The following is a 12,040-nucleotide window of genomic DNA, read 5'->3' on the forward strand; positions in this document are numbered from 1 at the left end:
TTTTATTATAAAAAACACCGCCAAAAGTATGGCGGTGTCATGGTATTTATTGTTTCTGGAGGCTAGGCTAACCTTCCCCCCAAAGAATCTCGTGCAGGTTTATCAGGTTGGTTTCCTGGTTCGACCCAGGAATCTTTTACTTCCCCCGTGTTGTTCGTATCAAATAAGAAAGAACCGTTCGTATATCGATCGTTTGTTCGTACTGAGCGTACCTCGATTGAGTCGTGTGAACCCTTTTCTGTTTGAACATGGACAATGTCTTGAGAGCTTACTAAATGAACATACGCTACTTGGTGAGGTTGCCGTTTTAATTCTTTCAGCATAACCACCCCTCGTTTTGCTCTCGTTGACTTCTCAAATGCCCGTAAACTCATCTTTTTATATGCTGCCCGTTGTGTTAATAAAAACACCCATGGTACTTGTTCACTCCCAAATGTATGGCAACTCATTACTTGGTCGCCTTCTTTTAAGTTAATCGCTTTGACACCAGCTGTTCGTTGTCCTGTAATACCTACTTCACTTTCACTGTACCACAGGCCATAGCCAAATTTACTAGCAAGAAAAATATCTTGGTTGCCGTCTGTCATGGACACGTGAATGACTTCATCTTCCTGTTTAAGCTTCACTGCCATTAATGCTTTCGAATGTCGCTGTGCTTTGTAATCTTTCAATAAAGATCTTTTAATCATGCCATTCCTAGTTGCAAACAACAAATACTTATCCTCTTCAAACTGTCGTACAGGAATAGCCCTAAGTATTTCATCCGTTTGATCCATCGAAACTAAATTAGCGACATGCTGACCATTATCTTTCCAACGGATCTCTGGTAAAAGATGGACAGGTAAGTAAAGATAAGACCCTTTTTTTGTAAATAACAACAACGTATCCGTCGTGTTAATTTCCATGGAATGAAGAAGTCTATCTGATTCCTTCATTCCCGGTGGTTCTCCATTCGAAGCAGAGAATGAACGAAGACTAGAGCGTTTAACGTATCCTTCTTTCGTTACAGTCACTCTCACGTCCTCTGAAGGAACTACTACTTCTAAATTGATTTTCAAATCTTCTATTTCAGCTTCAACGACTGTTTTTCGATCGTTATCGTACTTCTTTTTGATCTTGTTGAGCTCTTTTTTTATTTCGTTAATCAGATTCCTATCGCTAGCTAAAACTTTTTCTAGCTTTTCGATTAATTTCGTTAATTCGTCTGCTTCTTCTTGTAAAGTAGTAATATCAGTATTGGTTAAACGATATAACTGCAAGTTCACAATCGCTTCGGACTGTGGTTCAGTAAATTGGAACTTTTCTTGAAGACGATCCTTTGCGTTTTTCTTGTCTTTTGACGCACGAATCGTATCAATCACTTCATCTAAGATGGAGATGGCTTTAATAAGCCCTTGAACGATATGAGCTCGTTCTTTCGCTTTCGTTAAATCGTAATTTGTTCGTCTAGTGACAACTTCCTTTTGGTGGGTAATATAGGCGTCTAGCATATGTTTCAAACCGAGTAAGCGAGGCGTTTTTTTGAAAATAGCCACCATATTGAAATTATAAGCCACTTGTAAATCTGTGTTTTTGTAAAGGAAGTGAAGAATCCCTTTCCCGTCTGCTTCTTTTTTCAGTTCAATAACGATCCGTAAACCTGTTCGGTCCGTGTCATCTCTTACTTCAGCGATGCCGTCCACTTTTTTGTCTAAGCGCAGCTCATCCATTTTTTTTACTAAATTAGCTTTATTGATTTCGTAAGGAATTTCTGTAATAACAATCTGTTCTTTGCCTCCACGTAAGCTTGCAATTTCCGCTTTTCCACGAAGAATGATTTTTCCTTTTCCTGTTTCGTAAGCTTTTTTAAGGCCCTCAACGCCTTGAAGAACTCCCCCTGTTGGGAAATCAGGTCCTTTAATATAATGCATCAAGTCATCGACGGTGCACTCAGGGTGTTCCATCTGATAAATAGCAGCTTCTATCACTTCACCCAAGTGGTGAGGTGGGATATCTGTCGCATAACCGCTTGAGATTCCTGTCGACCCATTCACCAGTAAATTAGGATAACTAGCTGGTAATACAACTGGCTCTTCTTGAGAATCATCAAAGTTAGGCATGAAATCGACGGTGTCTTTTTCAATATCTAGAAGCATTTCAGAAGCAATTTTAGAAAGTCTTGCTTCTGTATAACGCATAGCAGCAGGCGGGTCTCCGTCCACAGAACCGTTATTCCCATGCATTTGTACAAGTTGATGTCTCATTTTCCAGTCTTGGCTTTGTCTAATCATTGCCTCGTATACAGAGGAATCCCCGTGAGGATGATAATTACCAATAACATTACCAACCGTTTTCGCAGATTTTCTAAACGGTTTATCTGCAGTATTACGATCCACATGCATCGCAAAAAGGATCCTTCGCTGAACGGGCTTCAATCCGTCTCGAGCATCTGGCAAAGCTCTATCTTGTATAATATATTTACTGTATCGTCCAAACCTGTCCCCTAGAACATCTTCAAGAGGAAGGTCCAAAAAGCGCTCTTTTTCTTCCAAGGATTACTCCTCCTCTGTCACTAATAAGTGATCATTATCTAAAATGTTTGTTTCTTCGTCTAAACCAAAAGCGACATTACGCTCAATCCATTTTCTACGAGGCTCGACCTTATCCCCCATTAACGTGGAAATGTGCCGTTCAGCCCTAGCTATATCATCAATCGTCACCCGAACTAACGTTCTTGTGTCGGGATCCATCGTCGTTTCCCATAACTGAGTAGCATCCATTTCCCCTAAACCTTTATAACGCTGTAAAATGTAGCCTTTACCAACTTTTCCAATAGCCTCTTTTAAGCCACCTTCATCCCACGCATACTCAATTTTCTCTTTTTTTCCTGTTCCTCTGCTCACCTTATATAGTGGAGGTAGCGCGATATAAATCTTTCCCGCTTCTATTAACGGCCTCATATAGCGATAGAAGAACGTTAGTAATAGAACTTGAATATGTGCTCCATCGGTATCTGCATCGGTCATAATGACAATCTTATCATAGTTAATATTCGTTAAATCAAAGTCTGGACCGACGTCTCCGCCTATTGCATAGATAATTGTCCGTATTTCTTCATTCTTCATAATATCGGCCAGTTTTGCCTTTTCAGTGTTGATGACCTTTCCCCGAAGTGGCAGAACTGCTTGGAATTTCCGGTCTCGTCCTTGTTTGGCTGAACCACCAGCAGAGTCCCCCTCCACAAGATACAATTCATTTCTTGCAGGATTTTTCGACTGAGCAGGGGTTAGCTTTCCACTAAGCATAGCGTCTTTTCGTTTATTTTTCTTTCCGCTTCTGGCATCTTCTCTTGCCTTTCTAGCTGCTTCTCTTGCTTGAGAGGCTTTGATTGATTTGCGGATTAAATTGTTACTGATATCCGGGTTTTCTTCTAGGAAATAAGCTAATTTCTCGGAAATCACGCCATCCACAGCAGAGCGAGCCCCTGGTGTGCCTAGTTTTCCTTTCGTTTGACCTTCAAATTGAAGAATCTCCTCAGGAATACGAACAGATATAATCGCTGTAAATCCTTCTCGAATATCGTTTCCATCGAGGTTTTTGTCCCGGTCTTTTAACAACTGAAGTTTTCTCGCATGTTCATTTACTGCTCTTGTGACAGCGGCTTTGGCGCCTAGCTCATGAGTCCCGCCATCTTTTGTTCGAACATTATTAACAAAAGATAACGTGTTCTCTGTAAATCCGTCATTATATTGAAAAGCGAAGTCTACTTCTATTTCATCTTGTTGTCCCTCAAATGAGACAACAGGGTGCAATGTTTCTTTTTCTTCGTTTAAATAACCTACGAAAGCTTCTAATCCCGTTTCAAATTGAAAGGTTTCCTTATCAACACCTTGATCAGAACGATCATCAATGAGTTCAATTTTAACTCCTTTAAGAAGAAATGCTGCTTCCCGAAGTCTTTCAGCTAACGTATCGTAATGATATGAGATCGTACTAAATATCGTAGGATCCGGTTTAAAGTGAACGGTCGTTCCAGTTTTACGTGTTTTACCGACTGTTTCCAACGTGGTAACAGGCTTACCGCCTCCTTCAAATCGCTGACGATAAATAGAACCGTTACGGTGAATGGTCACTTCTAACCATTCGGACAATGCATTAACAACAGAAGCCCCAACACCATGAAGACCTCCACTCGTCTTATATCCACCTTGTCCGAATTTCCCTCCTGCATGGAGGACTGTTAATATAACTTCTGGAGTGGGCTTTCCCGTTTTATGCATTCCGGTTGGAAAACCTCTTCCATCATCTATGACACTAATACTGTTATCTTTATGTATTTTAACTGTGATCGTGTTTCCGTAACCAGCTAAAATTTCATCAACTGAGTTATCAACGATTTCAAATACGAGGTGATGTAGTCCGCGGTGATCCGTACTTCCAATATACATCCCTGGTCGTTTGCGAACAGCGTCTAATCCCTCTAGTACTTGTATGGCATCATCGTTATACTCAAATCCTCGTTTTGTTGACAATGCTTCTAACCCCTCTCTAATTCGTTCCGTTCTTAGGCTATTATCTAACATAACACAACTAATCCGTTGTTTCGATAATTATTAATGAAAATTATGGCTAATTCAATTTAATGACTATTACTAAAATTAAAGGGTTACTATCGTTATGTCAACTTTATTAGGGATTTTCACCACACATTAAGAGTAAAAAAACAGCCCTTTTCAGGCTGTTTTCATCCATCTATTTAACTAAGATAGCATGATCCACTTTTATACATCGATCCATAATCGCCGTTTTACCCGCATCTTTAATGATGGTATATGCTTCCTCACTAGATAACCCTAATTGAGCCCAGAAAACTTTCGCATCCGTTTCTACAGTCTTATTAGCTACATCTACTAAATGTTCACTTCGTCTAAATACATTCACTATATCTATCGAACCTTGAATTTCTGTTACGCACGAAACTGCTTTAATACCAAATACTTCATCAATAGTCGGGTTAACAGGAATAATTTCATACCCTGCTCGTAATAAGGCTTCCCCGATTTGGTAAGATGTTCGATCCGGCCTATTTGAAAGGCCAACAATCGCAATTCTCTTTGATTGCTCTAATATCTCTTTGATTTGGTTTTGTGTTGGATTTTCCATTATGTTTCCCTCCAGTAATTTGCTTCTATTTCACAATAAGAATAGGACAATGGACTCGTTTGGCCACTTTATGACTGACGCTACCTAATACCATCTGTTGAAATTGGTTGAGTCCACGACTTCCTATTACGACTACATCGTAGTTTCCATCATTAGCTTCTCGAACAATCGTTGGACCTGGTTCTCCAAAAGCATGTTTAACGTTTAAACTAATATTTTCGCTTTCAATTTTCTGTTGAAGTGGAAGAATTCTTGCTTTACGGTGATCCGGTATGTCACGAGGTCTCATTTCAGCGTCCATAACATCCGCCTGGGATGGAACATCATCGACAACGTGAATAAATGTGATGGATGAACCTTCTGTGTGTTTTGCTAAATAAATGGCTTTCTCACAAGCTCGAATGGAATGTGGCGAACCATCCCCTGCTAATAGAATTTTTTTAAACATATTCTATCACCCTCCCCAATTTGACAAACCAATGATCTTTTACCTCCCATTATACCTAATAAACAGAGAAAAAGGAAAAAAGCAACAGTCTGCTCTCTTCCTTTTTCTACTTAGTTGTTTAATAATCCTTCATTCTCAAGGTAATCTCTAGCAACATCAGAAGCATTCTCATCTTCTTCATCTACACGATAGTTCATATCTTGCATTTCTTCTTCAGTTATCATGCCTTCCAGTTGATTAAGAATCTCTTCAATTTCGGGATAGGTGTTAATGACATCTTCTCTAAATAAAGGTGCCCCATTAAATGGTGGGAACAGACTTTCCGTGTCTTCTAATGCAACAAGGTCATACTCACGCATATAAGAATCTGTAGAATAAGCATCGATCACTTCTGCATCTCCTGAAACTAAAGCTCCTAGTCTTAATCCTGGGTCCATGGTTTGCACGTCCGAAAATTCTATGCCGTACACATCTTGAATTCCGGGATATCCATCTGAACGATCAGCAAACTCCACAGTGAATGCTGCCGTTAGATCATCTTGGTATTCTTGGAGATCAGCGATCGTTTCGAGACCTAACTCATCAGCCATTTCTTCAGTCACAGCTAATGCGTAAGTATTTTGGTACCCCATAGGCTCAAGGAATATTAATTGATACTCTTCATACATTCCTTCCCTTGCTTGCTCAAAGGCTTCACGTTCATCATTACTCACTGGATCTTCACCTAATAAATCAGCTATAGCCGTTCCAGTGAATTCAAAATATCCATCTATATCTTCGGCTAACAATGCTTGGAAGGCAACATCTGTCGTGCCGATTCCAGGCTCTAAAATCACTTCATAATCTGTTTCTTGTTCAATTAAAAGTTTATACATATTTATAATGATCTCAGGCTCCGCGCCCAATTTGCCAGCAATAACAATCTCTTCAGACTGCTCATCGCCATAACTACCAATTGCATTAAGAATTGGCGGAGTGATCACAAGTAGTAACGCTGCACCAATCACAACAAATATTGGCATGAGAGTAGACCCTCTGGACTTTTTCTCTGTAATTCTCAAGACCGTATCTATGACAAGTGCCAACAGTGCTGCAGGAATTGCGCCCATTAAGATATAGTAATTGTTGCTGCGATTAATTCCTAGCATAATCAAGTCCCCAAGTCCACCGGCACCGATTAATGCAGCTAAGGTTGCCGTTCCAACGATGAGAACCATACCTGTCCGTATCCCAGCCATAATCATTGGCATAGCTAATGGTAATTGCACTTTATGCAGTTGCTGCAATGTCCCCATTCCCATGCCCCGTGAAGCTTCCATCAAAGCGGGGTCTACTTCTTTAAGGCCAGTATAAGTATTTCTTAATATAGGCATTAAAGCATACGCCGTTAATGCGACAATAGCGGGAGTTGTTCCAATCCCCAAGAAGGGAATGAGAAAGCCTAATAAAGCCAGACTCGGTATCGTCTGCAACACAGCTGTCGTTCCAATAACCGGTTCCGCCCCTTTTCTGTAATGACTCAATATAATTCCAAGGGGAACGGCAATGAAAACAGCAATCAGTAACGAAATGAGTGACATTTGAATATGCTCCCATAAAGCTGTTAGGAGAAGGTCCTGTCTTTGCTGAACCAGTTGAAAGAAAGGTTGAATAGATCCATTTATCACGCAGAATCCCCTCCTTTCACCGAGGTATTACTCTGTTCCAAATAAAGTGTAATATCTTTATAACCTATCTGTCCTTTGTAATCTTTCTCATCATATACAGGTATTGAATCAGCGTTAGATTCTTTTAATCTTTCTAGAGCTTCCCGAATGGATGCCGTGTAAGCCACATAAGGCCCCTCATGTGTCTCATGATTAGATTCAGGGGAACTAGCAGGTAATAGTTCAGAGACTTCATCTGCCCAAGGATCTTGTCTCTCCCCTAGGAATTCGCGGACAAAGTCATTTGCTGGCTTTTTTAATAGTTTCTCAGGCGTATCAATTTGAACGACTTCTCCATCTTTCATGACACAAATCCTGCTTCCTAATGCAAGGGCTTCATCGATGTCATGAGTAACAAAAACAATCGTTTTTTTGATCTCTTTTTGGAGAGACTGAATATCTTTTTGCAGTTGGTCTCTGCTAATAGGATCAAGCGCACTAAAAGGCTCATCCATAAGAATGATATCAGGATTTCCTGCTAAAGCGCGTATGACTCCAATTCGTTGCTGCTGGCCTCCTGAAAGTTCACTAGGTTTTCGGTCTCTGTATGTATCAGGGTCTAGACCTACCATATTTAGTAATTCGTCTACTCGTTTATGAATATCTTTATTGGACCATTTTTTTAATTCCGGAACGATCGCGATGTTTTCTTTGATAGACATGTGAGGGAAAAGGGCGATTTGTTGTAAAACGTAACCAATATTCCAGCGCAATTTTTTAATATTCATTTCTAGAATATTTTTGTTTTGAATATGAATGGATCCTTTCGATGAGTCAATTAACCGGTTAATCATCTTCATTGTAGTCGTTTTCCCACAACCACTTGGACCTATAATGACGAAAAACTCGCCTTCTTCCACGTCAAAACTGATGTCATTAACTGCCTTTGTCCCATCTGGGAAAATCTTTGAGACATTAGTAAATTTGATCATGCATATGTTCAACTCCTTCTCCTATTTCAACGTAAACTGGATCCCCTGATATATGATTTTAAACACAGAAGTACTTACCTATCTTCTCTTTTTTCGTCATCTTTAAACCTGCTTATTTGGTAGCCTAAAAATAAAAATAGAGCAACTGATTATTTTCATTTAGAATATGTTGAGGAAAACTTGTCTCCACCGATGAAATATCAGCTTTCGAACAGAAGAGCCTTTCTTCTATGCATGGGGGCTTTCTTGAAAATAAAAAAAAGAAGTCACACAAATGAATGGTAACTTCTTTCTTGTATCTATTAGTCTAAACGATAAACTTTACGGTATTTATCTCGTAAATACGAAATTAAATGGTTGGGGTTTACCCCTTCGCCTGTAGAATCGTGTAAGATATCCAAAGGTTTTTTGCTTTTTCCAAATTGGTGTACATGCTCTGTAAACCACTCTTTAATTGGAGCCAATTCCCCTTGTTGAAGTAATGAATCGTAATTAGGAAGATCTCTCAACATGGCCTGCTTTAATTGAGCAGCATAGACGTAACCTAAAGCATAGGAAGGGAAATATCCGAACGCACCACTTGGCCAGTGAACATCTTGTAGAACTCCTTCTCCGTCATGAGATGGGCGCACTCCTAACATTTCCTCCATTTTGTCATTCCAGGCTTGTGGTAAGTCTTGAACTTCCAGCTCCCCATTAATGAGAGCCTTCTCTAGCTCATACCGAACGATAATGTGAAGAGAGTACGTCATTTCATCAGCTTCAATACGAATAAGCGATGGACCTGCAACGTTTATTCCGCGATAAAACGTTTCTAAATCTATCTCATCAAATTGACCTTCTGAGTATTTTTTCAATAAGTCGTAATACTTTTCCCAAAAGGAGTGGTGACGTCCAACGAAGTTTTCCCAAAACAATGATTGAGATTCATGAATCCCCATAGAAGTCCCCGTGCATAACGGCGTTCCTACATATTTCTCATCTACATTTTGTTCATATAATGCATGACCACCTTCATGAATCGTTCCAAATACGGCTGTTCGGAAGTCCTTTTCATCATATTTAGTTGTCACACGAACGTCTCCAGGATTTAATCCTATTGCAAAAGGGTGTACGGTCGTATCTAAGCGTCCAGCATCAAAATCATATTGCATATTCTCTAAAATTTCTCTGCTTAATGCTTCTTGTTTTCCAGCTGGGAAATCTTTGAAGAGAAAGGATGTTTCAGGTTGATCCGCAGCTTCAGTCACTTCTTTAACAAGTGGAACGAGAGCTTCTTTTAATTTCCCAAAAACTTCGTCAATCACATCGACGGTTAATCCTGGTTCGTAATCATCCAAAAGAGCATTATATTTGTTTCCTTCATATCCGACCCATTCTACATATTTACGGTTGTAGGCAACAATTTTTTCTAAATAAGGTTGAAAAGATTTGAAATCCCCTTGATTCTTCGCAGACTCCCAAGCCTTCTCAGCTTTGGAAGTAAGAATGACATATTCTTTGTACTCAGCTGGAGGAATATTTTCAAACTTCTTCAATTGTTTCTCGCACTCTTCAACAGTGGCCTTCGTGATATCACCTAATTTTCCCCACTCAGAATCTTTGCGCAAAGCCGTTAGAAAGTTCTTCATTTCGGTTGAAGTAGACATTCTAAATATTTCAGAGGAGAGCGATCCTAACACTTCGGACCGTTGGGAAGCTCCTTTGCTTGGTGCCCCCGTACGTAAATCCCAAGCCATTAAACCGACAGCTTCGTTGTAATGACTTATTTTCTTCACATAATCTAGAAAATCTTGTTCTAAAGACGTGACATTTGTTGTCATGTGTCAAACCCCTTTCGAATTTTAGTAATATGTATTGAGGAACATCATTATTAAAGTCCCCAACTTCTATCATACCTTGTCTAAACTGAAAATTCACTAAAATTCATTTTAAAGCAGGTCAACTATTCATTTGATATACTTAAAAGGATAAAACGATTTAGTGAAAGGATGAATCAAAGTGAAATTTACGATTACAGATCAAGCAATAGACTTTTATAAAAATGAACTAAATTTAACTGATGGAGATAGTCTTTCTTTTTTCGTGAGAATTGGCGGTGTTGGTTCGGGAGGGTTTTCAGCTGGCCTGTATCTTGGTATTCCTGATCATGACTATATAAGCTTACAAAAAAGAGGTCTGAACTTCTGTGTTGCTGAAGACGATCAATGGTACTTTGATGGCATGATCATCGATTACAACGAAGATTATGGAGAAGTAACCTTTGAAAACAAACGAATAGAAGATGTAACGAATCCTAGTTAAAAAAGCAAGAAGAGAAAGTTCTCTTCTTGCTTTTTTTATCCACCTATATGAGACATTTCAATTTTTTTCATTTGGGTTTTGTCCGTGTGGCGCAGTCGATCAACTGAATATTGATCGTCTCTGTTTTCCCAGATCTGTTGAATCTCATCTGCCACTTCGTCATCACTAGCTCCAGATCTTAATATATCACGTAAATCATGGCCCCCTGAAGCAAATAAACATGTCACGAGGTGCCCATCTGCCGATAGACGCGCTCTTGAACACGTGGAACAAAAAGCATCTGTAACAGAGGATATAATCCCAATTTCATGGCCGCTATCCTTGAATTTAAATCGATCTGCCACCTCACCAGTATAGTTTGGATCAACAGGTTCAATCGGTAATTCTTTATTAATGATCGAGTAGATCTCTTTTTTACTGACTACATGATCTAGCTTCCACCCATTAGAATTTCCCACATCCATATACTCGATGTAGCGAAGGATGACATTTGTATCCTTGAAATATCGGGCCATCGGCAGAATATCTTCTTCATTCATGCCTCTTTTTACAACCATGTTCATTTTCACGCCTAAGCCTGCTTCTTGCGCAGCTTCAATTCCTTCTAGCACTTTATCTACACCAACATCTCTACCATTGATGTATCGAAATTTTTTGTCATCCAACGAATCTAGACTAATGGTCACTCTTTTCAATCCTGCTTCCTTTAACTTCTTTGCATGCATTGGTAAGAGAGCACCATTTGTTGTCATAGCAATATCATCAATACCTTCAATCTGATTCAGCATCGAAATCAAGCGTGAGACCTCATGTCGCATCAATGGTTCTCCACCAGTGATTCGAAGCTTTTGAATTCCTGCCCGGTTTGTTAATAGAGTTGAAACTCTAGTAATTTCTTCAAATGTTAAAATATCATTTTTAGGTAAGAATTTAAAATTTTTATCAAAAATCTCCGGCGGCATACAGTACCGACAGCGAAAATTACAGCGGTCCGTTACGGAAATACGTAAATCCCTTAAAGGTCGTCCTAATTTATCTTTCATGGAATGATCCATTCAACCAACCCCCTAATACTTCCATTATACGTTGTACCGTTTTTGAAGTACAAGGGGTTCGGATCAAGATTCGAAAAATAGATACATATTTATAGGGATTAACCTGTAATTATTCCTTTGCCTCTTCTACCTGATGAGACAGACGATTAATCATGGCAGTGGAATATTGCCACGTTTCGTGATTCATGTTTTGCATTTTAGCCTGTTCTAACTGCTTTTTTGCTTGCTCTAATGCCATCGTTGCATTATTTAATTGGTCCTCATCCATACTCATGGTTGCCTGCCCAACCGTTCTTTCAGCAGCTTTGATCGCTAGTTCAATTTGTTCTATAGTTTGATAATCCTCTGTCATTCAAATCACCCTTTCTACATTTTGTATTCGTATGTAGTATATGATGGTTACAACAAAGGTATTCTTAAGAATAATCTTCAGAATAATATTGCATCACAGAA

At 39.3% G+C, this 12,040-nt stretch carries 10 protein-coding genes; 1 reads left to right on the forward strand and 9 read right to left on the reverse strand.

Annotated features, from left to right (window positions below; all coding sequences use genetic code 11):
- Positions 1–62 precede the first annotated feature (62 nt).
- The 7 genes from parC to CR194_RS06790 all read right to left on the reverse strand — a co-directional run bounded on the left by parC (position 63) and on the right by CR194_RS06790 (position 10,051).
- The gene (gene parC / locus CR194_RS06760; protein ID WP_110608842.1) at positions 63–2,531 is read right to left on the reverse strand and encodes a DNA topoisomerase IV subunit A; all 2,469 of its coding nucleotides are present in this window, start codon (positions 2,529–2,531) and stop codon (positions 63–65) included.
- A 3-nt stretch (positions 2,532–2,534) separates the two neighbouring features.
- Positions 2,535–4,511 (reverse strand): DNA topoisomerase IV subunit B, encoded by a 1,977-nt coding sequence (parE, locus tag CR194_RS06765; protein ID WP_233254250.1) that lies wholly within the window; start codon positions 4,509–4,511, stop codon positions 2,535–2,537.
- A gap of 220 nt (positions 4,512–4,731) precedes the next feature.
- Positions 4,732–5,142, reverse strand: coding sequence for a CoA-binding protein (locus CR194_RS06770; RefSeq protein ID WP_110608844.1), 411 nt, complete (start codon positions 5,140–5,142; stop codon positions 4,732–4,734).
- Positions 5,143–5,167: 25 nt separating this feature from the next.
- The gene (locus tag CR194_RS06775) at positions 5,168–5,590 is read right to left on the reverse strand and encodes a universal stress protein (protein WP_110608845.1); all 423 of its coding nucleotides are present in this window, start codon (positions 5,588–5,590) and stop codon (positions 5,168–5,170) included.
- Between the two features lie 110 nt (positions 5,591–5,700).
- Complete coding sequence (locus tag CR194_RS06780; RefSeq protein ID WP_269845699.1) at positions 5,701–7,257, reverse strand: ABC transporter permease/substrate-binding protein; 1,557 nt, start codon at positions 7,255–7,257, stop codon at positions 5,701–5,703.
- Positions 7,254–8,228, reverse strand: a complete 975-nt coding sequence (locus CR194_RS06785) for an ABC transporter ATP-binding protein (RefSeq protein ID WP_110608846.1) — start codon at positions 8,226–8,228, stop codon at positions 7,254–7,256. The genes CR194_RS06780 and CR194_RS06785 overlap by 4 nt, the downstream gene beginning before the upstream one ends.
- Before the next feature lie 302 nt (positions 8,229–8,530).
- Positions 8,531–10,051 carry a carboxypeptidase M32 gene (locus CR194_RS06790; RefSeq protein ID WP_110608847.1) on the reverse strand — a complete coding sequence of 507 codons (1,521 nt, stop codon included), beginning with the start codon at positions 10,049–10,051 and terminating at the stop codon, positions 8,531–8,533.
- 178 nt (positions 10,052–10,229) lie between these two features.
- Here CR194_RS06790 and CR194_RS06795 point away from each other — a divergent pair, with 178 nt between their 5' ends.
- On the forward strand, positions 10,230–10,532 hold the full coding sequence (locus tag CR194_RS06795) for a HesB/YadR/YfhF family protein (protein WP_110608848.1): 303 nt from the start codon (positions 10,230–10,232) through the stop codon (positions 10,530–10,532).
- 35 nt (positions 10,533–10,567) lie between these two features.
- Here CR194_RS06795 and moaA read toward each other — a convergent pair whose 3' ends face one another.
- Complete coding sequence (gene moaA / locus CR194_RS06800; protein ID WP_110608849.1) at positions 10,568–11,587, reverse strand: GTP 3',8-cyclase MoaA; 1,020 nt, start codon at positions 11,585–11,587, stop codon at positions 10,568–10,570.
- A 109-nt stretch (positions 11,588–11,696) separates the two neighbouring features.
- Positions 11,697–11,939 (reverse strand): DUF2564 family protein, encoded by a 243-nt coding sequence (locus tag CR194_RS06805; protein WP_110608850.1) that lies wholly within the window; start codon positions 11,937–11,939, stop codon positions 11,697–11,699.
- Positions 11,940–12,040: the final 101 nt, after the last annotated feature.

The organism is Salipaludibacillus keqinensis (assembly GCF_003226325.1).
Taxonomy (GTDB): Bacteria; Bacillota; Bacilli; order Bacillales; family Salisediminibacteriaceae; genus Salipaludibacillus; species Salipaludibacillus keqinensis.